Origin of the sequence: Bacillus sp. ISL-41 (genome assembly GCF_018613235.1) — a bacterium.
Taxonomy (GTDB): Bacteria; Bacillota; Bacilli; order Bacillales; family Cytobacillaceae; genus Mesobacillus.
Genome location: NZ_JAGGQP010000008.1, coordinates 88,286 through 109,262, shown reverse-complemented (window position 1 = coordinate 109,262; position 20,977 = coordinate 88,286). Strand labels below are relative to the sequence as shown.

General features: G+C 39.7%; 21 protein-coding genes. 14 read left to right on the top strand and 7 right to left on the bottom strand.

Annotated features, from left to right (window positions below; all coding sequences use genetic code 11):
* Window positions 1–295 precede the first annotated feature (295 nt).
* The 5 genes from J7I80_RS03800 to J7I80_RS03780 all read left to right on the top strand — a co-directional run bounded on the left by J7I80_RS03800 (window position 296) and on the right by J7I80_RS03780 (window position 5,895).
* Window positions 296–1,540: an MFS transporter gene (locus J7I80_RS03800; protein WP_214736069.1), complete on the top strand. Its 1,245-nt coding sequence runs from the start codon at window positions 296–298 to the stop codon at window positions 1,538–1,540.
* Between the two features lie 218 nt (window positions 1,541–1,758).
* Complete coding sequence (locus J7I80_RS23225) at window positions 1,759–3,429, top strand: DUF6044 family protein (RefSeq protein ID WP_251027574.1); 1,671 nt, start codon at window positions 1,759–1,761, stop codon at window positions 3,427–3,429.
* An 18-nt stretch (window positions 3,430–3,447) separates the two neighbouring features.
* A complete protein-coding gene (locus J7I80_RS03790) occupies window positions 3,448–4,482 on the top strand; it encodes a glycosyltransferase family 2 protein (protein WP_214736068.1) in 1,035 nt (344 codons plus the stop codon).
* A complete protein-coding gene (locus J7I80_RS03785) occupies window positions 4,439–4,933 on the top strand; it encodes a GtrA family protein (RefSeq protein ID WP_214736067.1) in 495 nt (164 codons plus the stop codon). Before J7I80_RS03790 ends, J7I80_RS03785 begins: the two co-directional genes overlap by 44 nt.
* A gap of 134 nt (window positions 4,934–5,067) precedes the next feature.
* Window positions 5,068–5,895, top strand: a complete 828-nt coding sequence (locus tag J7I80_RS03780; RefSeq protein ID WP_214736066.1) for an undecaprenyl-diphosphate phosphatase — start codon at window positions 5,068–5,070, stop codon at window positions 5,893–5,895.
* Window positions 5,896–5,953: 58 nt separating this feature from the next.
* Here J7I80_RS03780 and J7I80_RS03775 read toward each other — a convergent pair whose 3' ends face one another.
* Window positions 5,954–6,109 (bottom strand): YpzG family protein, encoded by a 156-nt coding sequence (locus J7I80_RS03775; protein ID WP_192471666.1) that lies wholly within the window; start codon window positions 6,107–6,109, stop codon window positions 5,954–5,956.
* A gap of 209 nt (window positions 6,110–6,318) precedes the next feature.
* Between J7I80_RS03775 and J7I80_RS03770 the strand changes: the two genes are divergently transcribed.
* From J7I80_RS03770 to J7I80_RS03760, 3 genes are read left to right on the top strand one after another with little or no spacing between them, the layout of a single operon-like run.
* Window positions 6,319–7,263 carry an ABC transporter ATP-binding protein gene (locus tag J7I80_RS03770; protein ID WP_214736065.1) on the top strand — a complete coding sequence of 315 codons (945 nt, stop codon included), beginning with the start codon at window positions 6,319–6,321 and terminating at the stop codon, window positions 7,261–7,263.
* On the top strand, window positions 7,260–8,204 hold the full coding sequence (locus J7I80_RS03765) for an ABC transporter permease (protein ID WP_214736064.1): 945 nt from the start codon (window positions 7,260–7,262) through the stop codon (window positions 8,202–8,204). Before J7I80_RS03770 ends, J7I80_RS03765 begins: the two co-directional genes overlap by 4 nt.
* A 41-nt stretch (window positions 8,205–8,245) precedes the next feature.
* Window positions 8,246–8,830: a GNAT family N-acetyltransferase gene (locus J7I80_RS03760; protein WP_214736063.1), complete on the top strand. Its 585-nt coding sequence runs from the start codon at window positions 8,246–8,248 to the stop codon at window positions 8,828–8,830.
* A 289-nt stretch (window positions 8,831–9,119) separates the two neighbouring features.
* Here the strand turns inward: J7I80_RS03760 and J7I80_RS03755 are convergent, their stop codons facing one another.
* A complete protein-coding gene (locus J7I80_RS03755) occupies window positions 9,120–11,237 on the bottom strand; it encodes a transglycosylase domain-containing protein (RefSeq protein WP_214736062.1) in 2,118 nt (705 codons plus the stop codon).
* A gap of 315 nt (window positions 11,238–11,552) precedes the next feature.
* On the opposite strand from J7I80_RS03755, the gene J7I80_RS03750 reads away from it, so the two are divergent.
* On the top strand, window positions 11,553–12,275 hold the full coding sequence (locus J7I80_RS03750; RefSeq protein WP_214736061.1) for a DUF421 domain-containing protein: 723 nt from the start codon (window positions 11,553–11,555) through the stop codon (window positions 12,273–12,275).
* A 115-nt stretch (window positions 12,276–12,390) separates the two neighbouring features.
* Here the strand turns inward: J7I80_RS03750 and J7I80_RS03745 are convergent, their stop codons facing one another.
* The 3 genes from J7I80_RS03745 to J7I80_RS03735 all read right to left on the bottom strand — a co-directional run bounded on the left by J7I80_RS03745 (window position 12,391) and on the right by J7I80_RS03735 (window position 15,226).
* Window positions 12,391–13,059: a DUF4352 domain-containing protein gene (locus J7I80_RS03745; protein ID WP_214736060.1), complete on the bottom strand. Its 669-nt coding sequence runs from the start codon at window positions 13,057–13,059 to the stop codon at window positions 12,391–12,393.
* A 69-nt stretch (window positions 13,060–13,128) separates the two neighbouring features.
* Window positions 13,129–14,511: an alkaline phosphatase gene (locus tag J7I80_RS03740; RefSeq protein ID WP_483297684.1), complete on the bottom strand. Its 1,383-nt coding sequence runs from the start codon at window positions 14,509–14,511 to the stop codon at window positions 13,129–13,131.
* Window positions 14,512–14,830: 319 nt separating this feature from the next.
* The gene (locus tag J7I80_RS03735) at window positions 14,831–15,226 is read right to left on the bottom strand and encodes a hypothetical protein (RefSeq protein ID WP_214736058.1); all 396 of its coding nucleotides are present in this window, start codon (window positions 15,224–15,226) and stop codon (window positions 14,831–14,833) included.
* Between the two features lie 324 nt (window positions 15,227–15,550).
* Here J7I80_RS03735 and J7I80_RS03730 point away from each other — a divergent pair, with 324 nt between their 5' ends.
* From J7I80_RS03730 to J7I80_RS03720, 3 genes are all read left to right on the top strand, one after another.
* Complete coding sequence (locus J7I80_RS03730) at window positions 15,551–16,489, top strand: magnesium transporter CorA family protein (RefSeq protein WP_214736057.1); 939 nt, start codon at window positions 15,551–15,553, stop codon at window positions 16,487–16,489.
* A 118-nt stretch (window positions 16,490–16,607) separates the two neighbouring features.
* Entirely contained in the window at window positions 16,608–17,738 is a 1,131-nt protein-coding gene (spoIIP, locus tag J7I80_RS03725; protein ID WP_214736056.1) for a stage II sporulation protein P, read from the top strand.
* Window positions 17,731–17,922: a hypothetical protein gene (locus J7I80_RS03720; RefSeq protein ID WP_214736055.1), complete on the top strand. Its 192-nt coding sequence runs from the start codon at window positions 17,731–17,733 to the stop codon at window positions 17,920–17,922. The genes spoIIP and J7I80_RS03720 overlap by 8 nt, the downstream gene beginning before the upstream one ends.
* A 28-nt stretch (window positions 17,923–17,950) precedes the next feature.
* On the opposite strand, the gene corA is transcribed toward J7I80_RS03720, so the two are convergent.
* Together corA and J7I80_RS03710 are read right to left on the bottom strand one after the other, a co-directional pair.
* Window positions 17,951–18,901 (bottom strand): magnesium/cobalt transporter CorA, encoded by a 951-nt coding sequence (gene corA / locus J7I80_RS03715; protein WP_214736054.1) that lies wholly within the window; start codon window positions 18,899–18,901, stop codon window positions 17,951–17,953.
* A 162-nt stretch (window positions 18,902–19,063) separates the two neighbouring features.
* Window positions 19,064–19,576, bottom strand: a complete 513-nt coding sequence (locus J7I80_RS03710; protein ID WP_214736053.1) for a CBO0543 family protein — start codon at window positions 19,574–19,576, stop codon at window positions 19,064–19,066.
* 89 nt (window positions 19,577–19,665) lie between these two features.
* Between J7I80_RS03710 and J7I80_RS03705 the strand changes: the two genes are divergently transcribed.
* Together J7I80_RS03705 and J7I80_RS03700 are read left to right on the top strand one after the other, a co-directional pair.
* Window positions 19,666–20,049 carry a VOC family protein gene (locus J7I80_RS03705; RefSeq protein WP_214736052.1) on the top strand — a complete coding sequence of 128 codons (384 nt, stop codon included), beginning with the start codon at window positions 19,666–19,668 and terminating at the stop codon, window positions 20,047–20,049.
* 94 nt (window positions 20,050–20,143) lie between these two features.
* On the top strand, window positions 20,144–20,875 hold the full coding sequence (locus tag J7I80_RS03700) for a ZIP family metal transporter (RefSeq protein WP_214736051.1): 732 nt from the start codon (window positions 20,144–20,146) through the stop codon (window positions 20,873–20,875).
* Window positions 20,876–20,977: the final 102 nt, after the last annotated feature.

Here is a 20,977-nt window from a genome sequence, read left to right as displayed (position 1 = left end):
CCATTATAAGTAATATACCTATGTTAGTAATGGGTAAATTGTACGACTCGGACTGGTAAATAAATGAAAATAGTAGGCTTGAAGTTTAAAATGCTTGTAAATGCGGGTATAGAGCTTGTTTTCGGTTGCTATGTTGGGAAAATTTATGTGGACAAATTGTGACAATTCTTGATTTAAGTAAAAAAATGGAATTTATTCAAATAGCTTCTTGAAACTTTTGGAAGTTGAATATAGGATGGAAAGAGAAATAGAGCAGCATTTTTACATTTATATTCTGCACTCGGGAGGGGTCAGTTTGAAAGGCTGGAAGAATCCCATACTTTTGGTTTTGGGAATTGGAGTTTCAAACATTGGTAACTGGATTTATTTTGTTGCTATTAATTTATTGGTATTAAAATTAACAGGTTCTGCTGCTGCAATAGCAGGGTTATTCATCATTAGACCTTTAGCCATCCTTCTTACTAATACATGGGCAGGCAGCGTCATTGATCGGGTGAATAAGAGAAGGTTAATGATTTACATTGATATCCTTCGAGGGCTACTAATTGCGCTCATCCCATTTTTCACTTCTTTAATTCCAATTTATATTATTATGTTCTTAACCAATATAGCGGGGGCATTCTTTGGTCCCACATCAGAAACTTACATAACAAAGCTTGTACCGCCTGAAAAGAGAAAGCGCTTCAATTCAATTTTTTCCTTCGCGACATCGGGTGCCATGCTGGTAGGTCCGAGTGTATCAGGGCTGTTGATTATGTATGGAAGCATAAATACAAGTATATATATTAATGCTCTAACTTTCTTTTTATGTGCCTTGGCCATATACTTCCTTCCTGATGTTGATGAAAAGGTAAGCAATGAAAGTGTTAGAGATCCGATTACGTTGAAAATGATCGCTGCTGATTGGAAAGCTGTCATCAGTTTTGGGAAAACAGCAGCAGGATTTATGGTGGTTTTTCTGATTTTCCAGTTCATTACATTAATATCATTCGCCCTCGATTCGCAGGAGGTAACCTTCATACAGCAGGTTGTCGGCTTATCTGAAAAGAATTATGGATTATTGGTCAGCCTAACAGGAGGCGGGTATGTGGCTGGTTCATTTGCAGTGTCAGCGCTGGCAAATCGTCTTTCAATCAAACTGCTGTTAGGAATGGGTTCTTTTTTGTCAGTAACTGGGTACTTAATGTTCTATCTTGCATCTTCAGACACGGTACCATTAGCTGTGGCCGGCTTTATCATTATTGGATTCTTTTCACCATTTTCTTTTACTGGTTATGCGACTTTTTTCCAAAACAATGTACCAGTTGACTTGATGGGCAGGTTTAGCAGTTCGTTTGCCTTCTTTCAGGCAATGGTTCAAATCGTGTTAACGTTATTATTAGGTTATTTAGCAGAAGTAGTAAAACTGCAAACAGTCACCGTCGCATTCTCTGCATTGGGACTGTTACTGGCTGTTGGATTGACATCGATCATTTTTTTGCAGTCAAAGAAGGATCTTTTCATTCTTGAGGCAGAGAATAATTTAACTGAAGAGGGATAATCAAGCTGTACTGGTTAATTTCACACCAGTGCGGCTTTTTTTTGAGTTATATGGCTTGGCATTAAGCAGTCCTGGATCCCTTAATACATAAAACCCTATGTTTAGTGGAAAATACATTTCATAGCAGAATAGGAAACCAATAGAGGTTGCAGGGAATAGTTTTAATAAATGTGCAAACCTTAATAGAAGCAACTATGGAACTTGAGGTGTAATGAGATTTGTCTTACTTACAGGATAAAGAGCGAAAACTCATCATATTTTCTCTCATTGTGATTTCACTCTTCCTATCCCCCTATTTCATTTTAGGAGACGATGCCCACATTCGGGTACATGACAATCTAGACTCAAATTTGGCATGGTACAAGGTGCTTGCTGAGAGTGGCCAGATTGCCGGTTCGTTAGATGCCAGGATTCCTCAAATCATCAATGGACTGCCGAGGAATGCACTTGGAACAGAGTATAGCCTGATTGTATGGCTGTATGTATGGTTCCCGACGATGATTGCATATGGAATAAGCCAGGGTATCACCAGGTTTATAGCCTTCCTCGGTATGTATTTGGTTTTGAAGGACCACTTTACTAAGGGAGATGATAAAAGCCTGATTCGCGTCGGGACAGCGCTTGCATTTGCGCTTACCCCTTTTTGGCCGTCAGGGATGCTAAGTACATTAGGTATGCCTTTGGCACTCTGGGCTTTTTTGCATATCAGAAAGGGGAAAGGTTCCTGGCCGCATTATCTTGCGCTTACACTTTTGCCATTTTACTCAAGTATCGTTTTGGGTTTTTTCTTTTTCCTCAGTGCAATCGGTCTATTCTGGCTTAGTGATGTCATTCGCAGTAAGGGCTGGAATTGGAAATTCTTTTTTGCGATCGCTTATATGACTGCTGTTTTCTTAATCACTGATTATCGGCTGGTCTATTCTTTTTTATTTGATGGGGAACCGAATAGCAGGGATGAATACTTTCACGCCCGCCTGTCATTCTGGCACTCTGTCAGGCTTACCTTCAAAAATTTCCTGCTAGGACACACACATGTGATGACTGTACATACTTTGGTTATATTGCCCGTCATAGCAGCTGCAATCATTCTGATTTGGAAGCACAGAAAGTGGAAGAAAGAACGAATCTTTGTTTTCCTCTTTGGGCTGAATTTTGCTTTATCTGCCTGGTATGCTTTCTGGTTTTATAAAGGCTGGCTGCCATTGACTGAAAGATTTCATTTTCTAGATACATTTAATTTTGCCAGGTTTCATTTTTTGCGCCCGTTAATTCTTTATATTTTGTTTGCGATTGGCCTTAAGATCCTCTGGAATGAAAAAATGTTGCGGAAGGCTGTTCCCTGGTTGGTGGCTGTCCAAATTATCATTCTCCTGTTCACAAATGAAGAAATGGTTTACCACAAAAAGCCCAGTGTCAGGGAGTTTTATGCAGAGCAACAATTTGGAGCGATCAAAGATCACATCGGAAAACCTCAAGATAGCTATCGTGTTGCCAGTATAGGCTTGCATCCAGCAATCGCGCAATATAATGGTTTTTACACGCTGGACACCTACAATAATTTTTATCCTCTAAGTTATAAATATCAGTTTAGGAAGATTATCAAAAATGAGCTGGAAAAAAATAAGCGTATCCGCGTTTACTTTGATGAGTGGGGCGGACGCTGTTATCTTTTTACCGATGAATTGGGAAAGCATTATATGTTTAAAAAAAATTCAAAGAAAAGAATCGAAAATATAGAAGTGAACATAGAGCAGTTTAAGGAAATGGGCGGGGAGTTTATCTTCTCTTCAGTTCCAATCGATAACGCATCAGAAAATAATCTGAAGCTTGATAAGATCTTTAATTCTAAGCAAAGCGCCTGGAAAATTTACCTCTATGAAGCTTTATAACACCAAGGAGGCTTATAAATGAATGCGCCGATCTTCACAATTATCGTTCCTTGTTATAATGAAGAAGATGTTTTGGTAGAGACTATTGATCAGTTGGCAGCAAAGCTAAGTGAATTGATCAAGCAAAATATGGTATCAGAAAAAAGCAAGGTCTTATTCGTCGATGATGGGAGCGAGGATAGGACCTGGCACTTGATTTACAAAGCCAGTTTGGATAATGAAATGATAAAAGGCCTGAAGCTCTCAAGAAATGCAGGACATCAAAATGCTTTGCTTGCCGGACTTTTTTCTGCAAAAGAGGCATCCGATTGCATGGTAACTATTGATGCTGATCTGCAGGATGACATTCATGCTATTAATGAAATGGTAAGAAAGTTCAATGAAGGTTACGAAGTGGTATATGGTGTGAGAAGCAGCAGGGAGAGTGATACATTCTTCAAACGTTTTACTGCTGAAGGATTTTATAAGCTCATGGACAAGCTGGGGGTCAAACTAGTCTTCAACCATGCCGATTTTAGGTTGATGAGCAAGAGGGCCGTTGAAGAATTGGAGCATTTTGCGGAAAGCAATATGTTTCTCCGCGGGATTGTTCCATTAATCGGCTTTAACTCCACGAATGTTTATTACGAAAGAAAGGAACGTCATGCCGGTGAAACGAAGTACCCGTTGAGGAAAATGCTTGGGTTTGCCTTTGATGGAATCACTTCATTTTCAGTGACACCGATAAGGTTCGTGATGATTGTAGGTTGCCTCTCTTTTTTCGTAAGCCTTGTATTCGGTTTATATTTTCTTACATTGAAGCTTTTTGGAAATACAGAACTCGGATGGACTTCCTTAATAACCTCTATATGGCTTATTGGGGGCCTGCAGTTAATTGCGCTTGGTTTGGTTGGAGAGTATATAGGCAAAATTTATAAAGAAACTAAACGGCGTCCGAAATTTATTGTTGATGTCGATCTGTTTAATCTGCCTGTGTCGAGGAAACTGATCAACATGGAAGGAGCAGATTATGAGCCAATCAGTGAAACTCAGAAGCTATCTGAGAATAACTAGTCAGCTGGCGCAAAGGATTAAACTTGGCTCTGTAAGCTTTCCGGAATTTATCAAATTTCTGATGGTCGGTTTACTCAATACCGTTGTTGGAATGGGACTGATGTTTTTTTTGAAAAATGGACTGGAATGGCCCTTTTTTTATGCCACATTCTCTGGAAACACAGCAGGCGCTGCTGTCAGCTTTCTTATGAATAGAATTTACACATTTAAAAGCGGCGTTCCCATTCATGTTGGAGCAGCGAGATTTATTATTGTTGTGATGGCATGTTATTTTCTTTCCTTCTCAATCAGCCGTGTGATTACCGGGACAATGGACTCAATAACAGCAGGGCCATTTCATATCGACTTAGACAATACTGCAATCCTTCTTGGTTCGGTCATATACACGCTCACGAACTTTATTGGCCAAAAGTTCTTTGTTTTTAAGGAAAGTACTCAAAGCAGCTTATGATGCTGCTTTTTTTTATTGACTAAATGTCCAATTAAAGATAAAAATTAATAAGTACATTTGCTTTTGTTGTTTTTCGAAATAATGTAAGACAAGCAAGCACTAAAATTTAACTCTTAAAGGAGCAAGACCACTTCATGAACATTTGGGAATTAATTGTGGCATTTATACTCGGTTTAGTAGAAGGATTAACTGAATTTGCACCTGTTTCGTCCACTGGACATATGATTATTGTCGATGATTTGCTGTTGCACTCGAAACAATTGTTTACAGAGCCTGTTGCCAATACTTTTAAAGTAGTTATTCAATTAGGGTCTATATTAGCTGTAGTCATTGTATTCAAAGATCGATTCATTAACCTGTTAGGTTTGGAAAAGGGTGTTTCAATCGCGGATTCCAAAGGAAGGCTAAGTTTGCCTAAGGTAATTGCAGGTTTGATTCCTGCTGGGGTGACTGGCATTTTATTTGAGGACTATATTGATGAGCACCTATTTTCGGTAGAAACTGTCATCATTGGGTTGGTAGTAGGAGCCTTCCTGTTGATAATAGCAGACCGTTTTCAACCCAAAACACTTAAGACTGAGGATGTTGATCAAATCAGCTATAAACAGGCAATTGGAGTAGGTTTGTTTCAGTGTCTTGGATTATGGCCCGGTTTTTCGAGGTCTGGTTCCACAATAGCAGGAGGAGTACTTCTCGGTATGAGCCATCGCGCGGCTTCCGATTTCACCTTCATAATGGCGGTTCCAATCATGCTTGGCGCCAGCGGGATATCCCTGCTGAAAAACTGGCAGTATTTCACAATAGATGCGTTGCCATTTTTCGCTGTAGGTTTTATCAGCGCATTTGTGTTTGCGTTGATTTTCATCAGATTCTTTTTGAAGCTTATCAATAAAATTAAATTAATGCCATTTGCGATCTATCGGATTATTTTGGCAGGAATTATTTATTTTGTTTTTCTTTAATGTTTTCAAAAGGGAAAAGCCGCCAGGAGCGTCTTTTCCCTTTTTTTGTTTCAAAAAATCAAAACATGCGGTGCGCTTTAGCGTTACTCCTTGCAAGCAGTGTGTTCTTTGTTACCTGGGTTTCCCCATTTACCTGCGAGTTGGTATGCTTGCGCCTCGTCCAAGTGTGGTGGAAAAGTTGTGAGTGTGGATCCAAATGATCTTTATAACTCATACAATCACCTCATGATTGGATTTTTGAAACAGACGATATTCCAGCGAATATCATTTATATCGTTTGTATTAAGAGTGGGCAATATACGGAATAAAAATGAGGGCTTTGATAAGATTATCTTTTTTTGCTTTTTTTGTAACTTTTTACAATTTTCATCGTATTAATCTTTGTGAGGACATGAAATAACATTGATGAAATGAGGAGATTCTATGTCGCAATTTGCCCTCGAGGTAAAAGAGTTGACTAAGACGATTGGTAAAAAAACAATCGTTGATGATGTGAGTTTTCAAGTGGAACGAGGTGAAATATTTGGACTGCTGGGTCCTAATGGTGCCGGAAAAACAACAATCATCCGAATGATTGTCAGCCTGATTAATCGCACAGGAGGAACTGTGCTCGTAAATGGCCATGATTTGGATGAGTCTTTTACAAAAGCAATGAATGAACTGGGTGCTATAGTGGAAAATCCAGAATTCTACAAATACCTTAGTGGATACAAAAATCTCAGGCATTACGCGCGTATGGCACTAAGTGATATTACGGAAGAGCGGCTAAACGAAGTGACCAAGCTTGTAGGGCTTGAAAATGCGATCCATGATAAAGTCCGTACTTATTCTTTGGGAATGCGCCAACGTCTTGGGGTGGCACAAGCGATTTTACATAAACCGTCTATTCTCATACTGGACGAGCCTACTAATGGACTAGACCCACAGGGAATTCGTGAGTTTAGGGATTATTTGCGCTTGCTTGCAAGCCAGGGAACTTCTGTATTAGTGTCTTCTCATTTATTGTCAGAGATGCAGCTAATGTGCGACCGATTTGCGATCATTGAAAAGGGGAAATTGATACATATTTCTTCTATGCACCATGAAAATGAAACGTCTGAAGCTTTGGAGGTTAAAACAATAGAAGTGGAATTATCGGATCCTGCCCTAGCTTCCAAGCTATTGAAAGAACAGATGACAGATGTAAAAGTAACCAACAATAAAGGCAATCGCATAACCTTATCAGCACGCAAAGAACAAATCCCTCGGATTAACAAGCTATTTGTTGAAAATGAAATAGATGTCTTTGAAATATTAAATGTGAAAGCAACACTGGAAGACCGCTTCCTGGAAATCACGAATAAAGGCAAGAAGGAGCAGATGATATGATTCCTTTAATCCAAAATGAGTTAATGAAGATATTTGGCAAAATGGCAAGCTGGATCTATATGATCATTATTGTGATGGCCATGTTAATTGCCGGCATCATTTATATGAAATTCAGCGCGGATCCAAATCCTAATTGGCGTCAGGACACCCAGGCAGAGATTCAAATGCTTGAAAACCAGATGGCATCTGCCTCCGATGACGAAAAGAAAATGATTCAGAACCAAATTGAGCAGACACAGCAATTTCTTGATCAAGACATTAACCCAAATGAAAAGACAAACTGGCATTTCATGAACGACGTAGTAGTAGGTGTCAGCTCACTTGTCACCTTGTTCGTGGTTGTGGTTGGCAGTGCCAATGTCGCTGCAGAATTCTCAGATGGAACCATCAAGCAGCTGCTGATTCGTCCGCATCATCGATGGAGAATCCTGTTGTCAAAGTATATTGCAGTCATCATCTATGCGTTATTATTGGTCCTGACATTAATTGTCTCAGGATATATTATAGGATTGATCTTATTTGGCAGTGGTGATTTCAATATGAAGATATTTGAAATCACGCTTGAAGGAAGAAAGGTAGCCGAAGTCGGTACACAATTCATGTTGAAAATGCTTTATTTCATACCAAGTCTGCTTATCATCATGACAATTGCCTTTATGCTGTCAACATTATTTAAAAGCCAGGCCCTGGCAGTTGGAATCGGGATATTCGTACTGTTCTTCTCCTCTACAATCGGCGGTATCATCTTGATGCTTGCTGATAAATATACGTGGGCAAAATTCCTGATATTCCCGCATCTGGATTTGACTGTCTATGCACTTCAGGATAGAATTCTTGAGGATATTACAATGCCGGTATCGTTAGCCATACTGGCTGTATATTACGCGATATTTATGATGCTCACCTTTTTCTTTTTCCAAAAGAGGGATATCAGTATTTAAGCAGAATAATCTATAGAGCGGTCCTGTGACCGCTCTTTTAAATGGAGGTTGAAAGGGGAGAGGTGAAAGTGAATCCTATTTTATTGGAGTTCCCAGCCGAATTTGAAACAGAACGTCTTTTTATCAGGATGCCGCTGCCTGGAGACGGAGCTGTAACCTGTGAATCAATCAATGCATCTTTAAAAGAACTTCAGCCTTGGATGCCATTTGCCCAAAAAGAACAGAGTGTTGAAGAAACAGAAATCGTGATTAGGCAGGGCTATATAAACTTTTTGAATCGCTCAGACCTGAGGCTTCTTGTATTCAAGAAAGATACCGGTGAATTTGTAGGTTCATCTGATCTGCACAAGATTAACTGGGACATCCCAAAATTTGAGATCGGATATTGGATTGACACTCGATATAGTGGGCAAGGATATATGACCGAGGCTGTCCAGGGAATCACTGATTTTGCCGTCCGGGAGCTAAAAGCCCGTAGGATCGAAATACGTTGTGATTCATTGAATACTAAAAGCAGGGCGATCCCCGAAAAATTAGGTTTTGCTCTCGATGGGATATTAAAGAATGATTCAGTTTCCGTTGACGGTGAGCTCAGGGATACATGTATTTATTCTAAGGCATTCTAATAAAGCTTTTCACAGTCTTTAGAGGTCACCAATCGGGGTCATTGGTGCCCTTTTTTTCTTAAATAAGGAATTTCAGGTCACCAATCAGGGTCATTGGTGCCCTTTTTTTCTTAAATAAGGAATTTTCGGTCACCAATCAGGGTCATTGGTGCCCTGATTTTCAAGAATAAGGAATTTTCGGCCACCAATGGACTCTATTTTTCGCGTAATCGATTTTCAGAACACCAATTGACAACATCAATGGATGCAATAAAAATAGAGCAGCCAAATTTGGCTGCTCGAAATGCATTTATTCTCCTTGCCACTCGCGTAGTTTGTCAAACACCTTATCTCCAACTTTAGCGGCATCTTCCTGCATTTGGTCAAATACTTTTTTCCACTTTGGCGCTTCCTCTTTCAGTTTTTCTTCAACCTTGCCAGCCCGTTCTTTTAATTCTTGCTCCAGTTCATTTGCTTTTTCCCTGATTGCTTTTTCTGTTTCTTCATAATCAATAACGGCACCGGATTCCCGTTCGTTGATTGATTGTACCTTGAATTCCTCCCGCTCAATGTGGGGCACTGTCTCTTCCATGATTGCCCTGAATAGAGGCACTACATCCCTTGAGCTGCTGCTGGATAAATAATGATTGCGGTCCGTTTTGTCATATCCCAGCCATACAGCCCCAACGATGTTTGGTGTATATCCAACAAACCATTGATCCTTTGTTCCGTTGATATCTGCATAAGGGAGCTGTGTAGAGCCAGTCTTGCCTGCAATCTCGACACCCTCAATATTTGTCCCTTTACCTGTACCTGTTTCAACAACATTCAGTAACATCGATGTCATTTCATTGGCAACTGATTTGGAAGTAACGCGGGTTGTGGATCCATCATGTTCTGCGATCACCTTGCCCGTAGGACCAACAATTTTGGTAATCAAGTGAGCATCATGACGTTTCCCTCCATTTGGAAAGACTGAATAAGCTTCAGCCATCTTTAGAGGGGAAACACCATTGTGCATTCCTCCAAGGGCGAGGGCCAGGTTCTGGTCCTCTTTTTCTACTTTGATTCCAAATCTTCTCACAGCGTCGATTCCTTTATTCAAGCCTATTTCATTCAATAGCCAAACTGCAGGTATGTTAATGGACCTTTCCACGGCCTCATACATCGGAACTTCTCCTTGGTAAGTATCAGAGAAGTTCTTCGGACTGTAATTCTTAAATGACATCTTTTCGTCAACAAGCATGGAATCATATTCATAGCCTTCTTCCAGTGCCGGTGTGTAAACAGCAAGTGGTTTCATTGTCGAACCGGGCTGAGCCTTCAGGTGGGTTGCACGGTTAAATCCTCTGAAAACTTTCTCGCCGCGTCCGCCAACTAATGCACGGACGCCTCCATTTTCCGGATTAAGCAGGACGGATCCACTTTGGACTAAAACATCACTGGCCCGATCAGGGAATAGATAATCCTGTCGGTACACTTTTTCCAGGCCGGATTGGATGTCCTGGTCCAGTTCCGTATGAATTCGATAGCCTCTTGTCATGATTTCATCCTGGGTGAGACCATATTTACTAGTTGCTTCATCCAAAACAGCATCAACGTATGAAGGATATTTTCGGTCGGCGAGAGAACCGCCCCCGTCTTCCAATACAATCTTTTCTGACTTTGCTTTTTTATACTCGGTATCTGATAACATTCCAAGTTCGTTCATTTTAGAAAGAACAACATTCCTGCGTTTGATGGCAGCGTCGTAATTGTTGTAGGGATCCAGGGCAGAAGGTGCTTTAAGCAAGCCGGCTAGCAGTGCAGCCTCACTTATAGTGACATCCTGAATATCCTTTGCAAAATATTTCTTGCTGGCATTGTTAATTCCAAATGCACCACTGCCGAAATATACCTGGTTCAGGTACATTTCTATGATTTCATCCTTTTCATACACCTTTTCAAGCTCGACTGCCAAAAATAATTCTTCTACTTTACGTTTGTATGTCCGCTCTGAAGATAACAGAGCATTTTTGGTCAGCTGCTGGGTAAGTGTACTGCCACCGCCGGTGATCCCCCCAGCTAAAAGGTTTCCGAAGAAAGCACGGGCGATACCTTTTATATCGAATCCGTTATGTTCATAGAACCGTTCATCCTCAATAGCAATGACGGCATTTGGGACATGCTCTGGCATAACTTTTATTGATACTCCGCCTGTACGATTGGTAGCAAGCTTGCTTGCTTCCTGTCCGTCGCGATCATAAATGGTGGTTGCCTGGCTCAATCCATCCTTCAGGGTCTGGACATTTGCCCTGCTAGCGATAAACGCGAACCAAAGAATCGACAGCAGGATGAATACCAATAAGATTAATAACAAAATTTGAGTCAGGTGCCGTCGTTTCCAAAATCGAACAACAGCCTCCCAAAATCGTTGCAGTACATGCATATAATTTCTCCTTTTAAAAATGAAGGTTTTAAGCGCATATTCAGGTTGTCAGAATCAGGACTGTTTCCTGATTTAAATTCCATTATATATGATTTGCTGTATTCCAGGAAAGTTGAAGCCATTCGGTGGGGGGGAGGAGGCATTATGAGTTATGATTGCCTGATAAGTCAGTGAGAGGAAATTAACTCAGATACTCATTCTAGGGTAAAACGAATTAATGAAATGTTATGTACGCCTCTAAACGAGACGGGCTAGGTATAAATGGTAAAAATACATCAAAACTAATGAATGTATTCTTTCAATTGGAGGCGACAAATGAAACTTTTAGAAGAAATGCTGATTCTCTTAGGCAGGGTAGTCACGATCCTCCCATTGATGTTGTTTGCGGCGTTGTTTATGGGAAGGCGTTCAATTGGTGAGTTGCCAGTCTTTGATTTTTTAATCCTATTGGCTTTTGGTGCGGTCGTTGGCGCTGATATAGCCGACCCGAATATCCCTCATATACATACAGGAGTTGCGATAATCTTGATTGCGCTGCTTCAAAAACTGGTAGCCTACCTGAAAATTAAAAGCAGGAAAGTGGGGAGGTTACTCACCTTTGAACCAATCACGGTGATTCATGAGGGACAGTTAATTGTGGAGAACCTGCGTAAAACCCAATATTCAATCGACAATATCTTGTTAATGTTGCGGGAAAAAGACATTTTTAATGTTCGTGATGTAAGGGTAGGGATACTGGAGGCTAACGGAAATTTAACAGTCATGAAAAACACGGAAAAAAATACAGTAACTTTGGAAGACATGAAAATCAGCAGAACAAGTGATGATTTGGCATTGCCTCTTATCATTGACGGAAAGCTCTACAGGAAGGTTCTTGTTCAGCTGAACCTGGACGAGAAATGGCTTATGGATAGATTGGCTGAGGAGTCAGTATATAATTTAAAGGATGTCTTTTTCGCTTCCATCACCGAGGGTAGGTCCCTTCACATCACCTTAAGAAAACCAACAGCTATGAATATACCGCCAATTTATCATTGAATGGGAAAATGCCCTGAAATACCATGGTAAGAGAAGAGAAAAGGGTAGAAGAGATTCCGTTTAAATACTTATTAATAAATAAAAGGCGTGGATTCAGATCCGCGCCTTTTGGATTTTAAAATTGGATTGTAATGGTTTGTTCTTTGGAGATATCTTTTTCACTTTTATTGAAAACTTTACTGGTCGTAATCTTGGCGGATTTTATTTCAGGGTTCTCAACAATGACTCCAATATTCCCTGCTTTCTTTTCACCGGGGCGGATTATCCCATTCAGTTCTTCCAAATAAATATCGTCTTCCCAAGTTTTCTTTTCGCCTGTGTCAGATTCAATTATGGCAACCGGAGCGAAATTCAGCACTTCTTCTGACCTGTTTTCTAGCTCTATAAAGACTTTTATATAAGTAAATCTCTCTTCATCTGTATAGCTGTGAAAAAAGTCTATTAAGCTATAGTCGGGATGGTATTCAATTATTTTAGCTTCTTTAACAACCATTTCAATTGGGCCTGTTTCAATTCGTTGATCCATTTTTTTGTAGCTTATTAGCTTGGCGTAACCTTTCTCATCTTGAACAGTTTCGCCCACAGTCAGTAAAGAACGGTCATCTGTAACCTGGGGGTTCGGTACATAGTCATTCATTGATTTACGTGGAGGGGGAGTATCTTCGTTTTGTTCTTTCTGGATCGATTCTTCTTTTTCTATTTGTTCTGGCGAATTGGATTTTCCTTCGAGACTGCAGCCAACAAGGAAAGACATTAATACTATCCATACAATAAACTTTCTCATTTAGCACCTTCCAGCAGTTGATAAACAGACTTCCCGCTGCCTGGGAGACAGCGGGAGGGGCCATTTTCTTTATTTATCTTCAATTACAATTTCTTTATTCCCGTTTTGCAGGATGCTGAACACATGTTTCGCAAGGTCCGTGTTTTCAATTTTTCCGGCCAGAGCTTCTCTTGTTGGGCCAAATGCATAAACGTTTACATCTTCACCAGTGTGTCCGCTGGTTGTCCAGCCTGTATGCGAACGCTGGTTGAAGATTTCTTCAATCGCATGATCGATGTCTGCCAGTTCTCCTTCAGCAGCAGTTTTGACAGAATCTATTTCTGCAGAAGTCAATTCTAAATCAATATAATTGGAGAGTGTTTCTTTGACATTCGCACCATTGGCAATTTCAGCTGCCATGAAGTCCGGTGTGCGTTTAGCTGCTTTAATTGGTTCGGGGAACCAGTTATAAATTCCGTCAGCACCAATTGAATAGCCCCCTGTTGAGTGATCAGCAGTAGCTATTACAAGGGTATGCTTATCCTTTTTCGCAAAATCAATCGCTGCCTTGAACGCTTTTTCGAAGTCTTGCATTTCACTCATCGCACCAACAATATCATTATCGTGTCCTGCCCAGTCGATTTGGCTGCCCTCTACCATCAAGAAGAAGCCATCTTTATCTTTATTCAATCTTTCAATTGCCGAATTAGTCATTTCCTCAAGAGATGGGATGTCTTCTGTACGGTCGATCATCTTAGGAAGGCCTCTAGGTGCGAACAATCCGAGGATTTGATCATTATTATCGCTTTTCAGTTCTTCTTTAGTAGAAGCGTAACTGTAGCCATCCTTTTGGAATTCTTCAATTAGGTTGCGGTCTTTGCGATCGAATAGTTCAGTACCTCCGCCTAGAAGTACATCAACCTTGTGTTCGCCGTTAATTAAATCATCGTAGTAGTCTTCTGCAATCGCATTCATATTTCTGCGGCTCTCATCATGCGCACCGAAAGAAGCCGGAGTGGCATGGGTGATTTCGGAGGTAGCAACGAGTCCAGTAGCTTTACCTTGTTCCTTGGCCGATTCCAGAACAGTTTTCACATCGGATTTGTCATTATCAACACCAATCGCCGCGTTATATGTTTTGACACCTGCTGACATTGCTGTTGCCGATGAAGCTGAATCTGTAATGTTTTCTTCAGGATCTTCCGCATAAGTCGACTGCTGTCCAACAAGGTATTTATCGAATTCTGTTCCTTCTGCAAGCTTAGTATTTGGGTCGTCTTTTAAGTAACGGTAAGCGGATGTATAGGATACACCCATACCATCACCAATCAAGAAAATGACGTTCTTAATTTTAGCATTATGCTGTTTAGAAGATTCCTTTGCGTCAGCTGTAAAAGCTCCCGAAAGACCGCCAATTGCGAGAGATGAAACGACAGCAAACGGAATCAATTTCTTTTTGAAGTTTCTATTCATGTTCATTTTCCCTCCAAATTACTAGATTTCAAGCTTATTATAGTATATTTTTTGAAGATTTCTTATTATAAGAAAAAGGGTGACTACCTGCTGGAAAAAGCAGAATGGGAATTATGGATCAGTAAGAAGGGGAGGGGTGTGACCAACGAATTATATATAGAAGGTCAGGTATACGGAAAGGTAGATAGAATGTATCGATAAATCATGTGTTTTTTTTATGAAAATACCTGTTGTGCCAAAAGATGTGTTTTTAAGCAGCAGGTGAATTTTAGAGGAAAATAAAAAGGCGAACCCATGATTCGCCTTTTTACATTACTATTTACCAGCCAGCTGGGAGCATCGCAACCGGCATAAGGGATACCTTATAAGTGTATCCGCCATCCTTCGTTCCGGTTGGCCATAAGGCTGTTGCCATATAGATTACTTTAATAGAGTTATCCTGTGAGAACTCTGTTACATATACAATTCTGTCAGCCATGAAGCCAATTTGTTCTTGTGTCCAAAGGATCCTGTCAGCCATGAAGCCAATTTGGTTAACTGTGTAAAGAACTCCATCCAGTGTTTGTGAATAAGAATCAGCACCCATTTGTCCAACTGTTACCAGTACATCTGCTGTTGTAGTAGCAGCCTCAGCTTTTTGCTGTGGAATACCAACAGCAAGTATAGATAAAACCATTGCAAAAGCAATGAATGATTTTGTCATTTTGTTTACCATTTCAAATCTTCCTCCTGTTTATACCGTAGTGGGTATTTAATGTAGTTCCTACTATATACCCTATAGGGTATGGTGTCAATAGTTTTATCGAAAATGTTATTTTTCATTTGAAGTTTCCATTGTAGTTTGACCGCGTCGGGAGTAAGATGTAAGAGGTGAAAACAGAAAGGAGTTGGTATCTTTGGGTTATTCAAAAGAACCTGATCCCGATAGGTGCGAGGAAGTCGATGATCTATTAGATTTGATACAATTGAATGCTGCAAGACTATCAACTCTTAAAAAAGGTAGTTGGCTTCCTCAATAATTAAAGAGGAGGTTGATCAAATGCTGGAAATTTTTAAAAGCAGTGAAGAAAGACATTTAATACGTGTTGATGAAATTATAAAAGGCTGTTGGGTTAATATGGTACACCCTTCTGAAGATGAAATCATCAGAGTGGCGAATGAAACAGGAGTCGCAGTTGATTTTATAAAGGATGCCCTAGATGATGAAGAGCGGCCGAGAATTGAAAAGGAAGACGGAATTGTCTATATAATTGTTGACTATCCGTACATCACTCATGATGAATCTGGTTTCCCAATCTATGAAACCATACCAGTTGGAATCATTCAAACGCCGAATTGTATCATAACTGTTTCCCTCAAAGAGACGCCTGTATTGAATGAATTCAAGTCAAACAGAGTCAAGGAATTTTATTCTTTTAAGAAAACGAGATTTGCCCTGCAAATCCTTTATGTGATTTCGATTTATTATTTACGTTATCTGAAACAAATCAATAAAAAGACAAATGAGATCGAGCGCGAGTTGCACCAGTCAATGAAAAACAAGGAATTGTATGCATTTCTCGCATTAGAGAAAAGTTTGGTTTACTTTACGACATCACTTAAATCCAATAAAGTCGTTCTTGCCAAGATCATGCGCTTCAATTACTTGAAAATGTACGAAGAAGACAAGGATTTGCTTGAGGATGTCATCATTGAAAATACCCAGGCCATTGAAATGGCTGAGACATACAGTTCCATTTTAAGCGGAATGATGGATGCGTTTGCTTCTATAATTTCAAATAATCTAAATATGGTGATGAAATTTCTTACATCCATTACCATCATTCTATCGTTTCCGACGATGGTAGCAAGCTTTTATGGAATGAACGTAGATCTTCCATTTCAACACAATCCGTATGCATTTATCCTGGCAATCAGTATGGCCGTCTTATTGGCTGGATTAACCGCTTTTATTTTTTGGAAAAAGAAATATTTCTAACTGAGCGTCTGGACATCTGTCCAGGCGTTTTTTAGTCTAAAATCTTTATTTGTACATATTTATGGATTAAACAGAGAGTGTACTTACAAATTGGTATCACATGCAAAAGGGTGATTGAATGGCTGGAATATTGGTCAATCTTTATCGAAAAATGGTTTCAACTTTAGTTATAATTGTTTGCACATTTAGTTTTTTTCTAATAGCCGGTTTCATTTCTTCTTCAAACATCAGCATGTTTAAATTCAAAGTAAACGGAGATATTGGAGCAGAAGTTTTCTTGAGGATCATAAGTTATGAGAATCCATTGATTGGACATGCATTGACAGGATCCAATACTGATTTACCTATATTCTCTACAGGATTCAAATTGCTTACAAACATTGAAATGAATGATCTTAGGAGTCTGGTCAGGACCGGAATCCCAGGGTTTATGGCATTTGATTCAAACTTCCTAATTGCCGATGAAGGTGTTGATTTTACGGATATCCCAATCGAATCTGCACCTCCAATGGAGGTTCTTCTGCAGGAAAGGAATATGGCAGCGAATGAATTGAAGGAGCTGAACAGCGGGAAAATATACACCGGTTCATCCCCAACAGAAAAATCGGTATTCATTTATCATACTCACAGCTGGGAATCGTACCTGCCGTTGCTGGGACTAGAAGGAGCAGAGAATGAAAATGAGGCTGTTGATGGCAAGACAAATATCACTATTGTAGGTGAATTGCTAGGCAAGGAATTGGAGAAAAGAGGGATTGGAGCAAGCGTAGATAAGACCAATATAGGCCAGGAGCTGGATGAGAAAGGGTGGCTGACTCATAAATCATATGAGATATCACGTTCACTGGTCCAAGAGGCAATGGCTGGCAACAAGAAATTAGAGTATTTTATTGATCTTCACCGAGACTCTGTCAGAAAGGATTCGACAACTGCCACCATAAATAATGAGCCTTATGCCAGATTAGTTTTTGTAATAGGCGAGGAAAATAAGAACTTCCAGAAGAACCTGAAGTTCGCAAACGAGCTTCATAAAATCCTGAATAAGAGTTATCCAGGCATCAGCAAGGGAGTCCTGCCTAAAAAGGGAATCGGCGTGGATGGAATTTATAATCAGGATTTACATTCAAACACTGTGGTAGTCGAAGTTGGCGGCGTTGACAATAATATGAAAGAATTAAAGAATACAATAGAAGCACTAGCAGATGCGATCAGTCAGCTTTACTGGAAGGCGGAAGAAGTAAATGGCTGAGGATTATGAAAAATATCTCTGGCTCGTATGGACGATTGCCACTTCACTGTTAGCGTATTATTATTTTTCGTTCACGGTTACAATTGCATTTTTCTTGTCAGGCATTATCGTAAGCAGTAAATGCCTTGTCGAAGATTTTTTAACCTTGCGGGAAGACGACAAACAAAACGAAAAAAACCATTGAAGCCTGTGTGGCTTCAATGGTTTTTGCATTATTTAAACCAGCCCTTTTTCCTGAACCAGAAGAACATGGTCATTCCTATGACAAACATGGCAAACAATGCTCCAAAGTATCCAAATCGCCAGGACAGTTCCGGCATATTCTCAAAATTCATCCCGTAAATTCCCGCAATGAAGGTGAGCGGCATGAAAATGGTTGTGATCACAGTCAGTACTTTCATTACCCTATTGGTTTCATGTGAATTGATCGACAAGTAGCTGTCCCGCATATCTGTTGTCAGTTCACGGCTTGCTTCCACCTTTTCAGCAAGTCTTAATAAATGGTCATGGATGTCCGCAAAATACTCTTTTTGTTCTAGTATACCGGAAAGGCGATGAGAATTAATCATCCTGTATACCAAATCCCTCATTGGAGTGATGGTATGCCTTAATGAGAGCAGTTCATGTCTAGTATCAAATAAGTCTTCAAGAAGTTCCTCCATTGACCGGTCGGCTGAATTCTCATCAATATCATTCAATAAATCCTCAATTCGATATACATGAGGAAAATAATTATCGACTATCTTATCCAAAACATGATAGAGAACAATCGATGGGTTCCATTCGCCAGGTGTCTTTGCAAGCTCTAATCTCTTCCATACGTCTTCAACTTCACTAGTGCGGACGCTATGGTATGTAACAATGTAGTTCTGTCCAAGGAATAAATCAACCTCTTCTTTTTGCATGGACTCCCCGTTCAATGCCTGAAAAACAAAAAAATGGTAATCATCATAATAATCGAGCTTAGGTCTTTGAAGTGTATGGATACAATCTTCAATGGATAAAGGGTGAAACTGCAATGGCGCGTTCAATAATTGGATTTCTTCATCAGTAGGTTCACTGAAATCGATCCAATACCAATGATTTGCGTCTGATAGCAATGCGTCGATGCTTAGACCAGTTTGGATTTCCCCTGAAGGACTAACTGAAATTGTACGTATCATAAATTCTCCCGGAATATTGTAATCTAGGCCATTTTATAATGATTGCTTATTAGTCAAAGCAAGCAATCGTCGATGAAGTTAATAACCTCTTTCTATTATATTAGCAATGCTGTCAAGGAATCAAAGCAGAAGCCATGATATATTAATTGCCGTGGCAGAAGACTACTTCAAGTCACCGAATGAAGGATGATGGAAAAAGAGCAGTATTGCTATAATGGGAATAGAAAGCAATATGCCATATAAAGGCCGTTTATAGTGGATACCGAGGACAGAAAACATAATGACATTGAAGATTGCCGAATGAATTATTCCCCATCCATTATCATAAATAAACATTCCGGTCCTTTGGAAAAAGTATTCGACAACAGTAAATGCAGTTACCCATACAGCTAGATAGAATAGAGTGTTTTTAGGCATTTTTGGTATATGGTTTAGATAGATCATTAACACGATGGGGATGATGATTAAACTAAATGCCAAATCAATGAATGTATGATTCAGCCAGGGCGATTTTGGTTTATAAGCCCATAACGTATGATTGTAAAATAAAAAATTATACATTAAATTACATATTATATAAAATTGAATCGTTGGATAGAAATTCTCCCATCGTTTCCAATCAACCAAAAAATAAGCGAGTATCAGAATAACGGCCACGGCAATAGCAAGATACATAACATTACTTCCTTTTTCATTTTGTCTTAGCCTTTCCAATTACAGGGTCCAAAATACAAAACAAGGTTTTTGCCAGGAGGATTTTAGAGATGCTGCACCATGTTGAAATCAATGTAACAGATTTAAAAAAAGCCATTGAATTTTGGGGCTGGTTTTTAAGCGAGTTGAAATATGAAGTCTATCAGAAATGGGAAAGAGGCATAAGTTGGAAGTTTAAAACGACCTATATAGTTTTTGTACAGACCGAAGAAAAGTTCATTAATGCTGGATATCACCGATCCCGCGCCGGTTTGAATCACCTTGCTTTTTATGCAGAATCACGTGAACAGGTGAATCAAATGACAGAAAAACTTAAGGAAAGAAATCTTACCATTCTCTATCAAGACAGACACCCTTTTGCAGGGGGAGCAGATCACTATGCGGTGTTTTTTGAAGGTCCTGATCGTATGAAGGTTGAACTGGTTGCACCATGATCCACATTGATTATTTTTTTCCAAGTGTAACTTCCTGGTTTAAGGGGAAAAGTATTTTACTTTACTTTGTAGTTAGGAGGCATTGGAAAAAGTTATGGCAGAAGCATTTTTAGGGATTGTCATCTCTGCAATGGCAACAGGTTTCGGTGCAATTCCAGTTTTATTTCTAAATAATGTCTCATCAAAGTTAAAGTCATTACTTCTTGGTTACGCTTCGGGGATTATGATGGCGGCCACCACCTTCAGTTTGATACCAGAATCTTTGGAATCATCAAATATTTGGGTATTATCCATCGGTATGTTATTAGGGACATTTGTATTAAATTTTATTAATTCAAAGACGGAAGATCTGGACACAAGTGACTTTAGATTTTTATCTGGCGTTGATCGAAAAACATTAGTCATCATTACAGCAATCACTCTCCATAATTTGCCTGAAGGGCTGTCAGTAGGGGTAAGTTATGGAGTGGGCGAAGAAAACCTTGGTGGAATTATTGCCTTTGCAATCGGGCTGCAAAACGCACCCGAAGGATTTCTCGTTGGACTTTATTTACTTCATCAAAAAATGTCCAGAGTGAAGGCACTTATGATTGCGACATTTACAGGGGCTGTAGAAATAGTGACAGCAGCAATTGGATATTTCCTTGCTTCTGAAGTGGAAGGTCTTGTACCATATGGTTTGAGTTTTGCCGCGGGGGCAATGCTCTTTGTCATATACAAAGAACTGATCCCAGAAAGCCAGGAAGATCATCATGTGAAATTTCCAACCTATTCATTTATCCTCGGCTTGATTTCAATGCTCTATCTCACTATACATTTCGGTTAGTAAAAGACCATGAATCCTTGGCCATGAAACTATCCATAAGATAGGAAAGAATCAGAATAAAGTTTTGGGTAAAACGAAGATAGTCTGGTATTCTAATGGTAT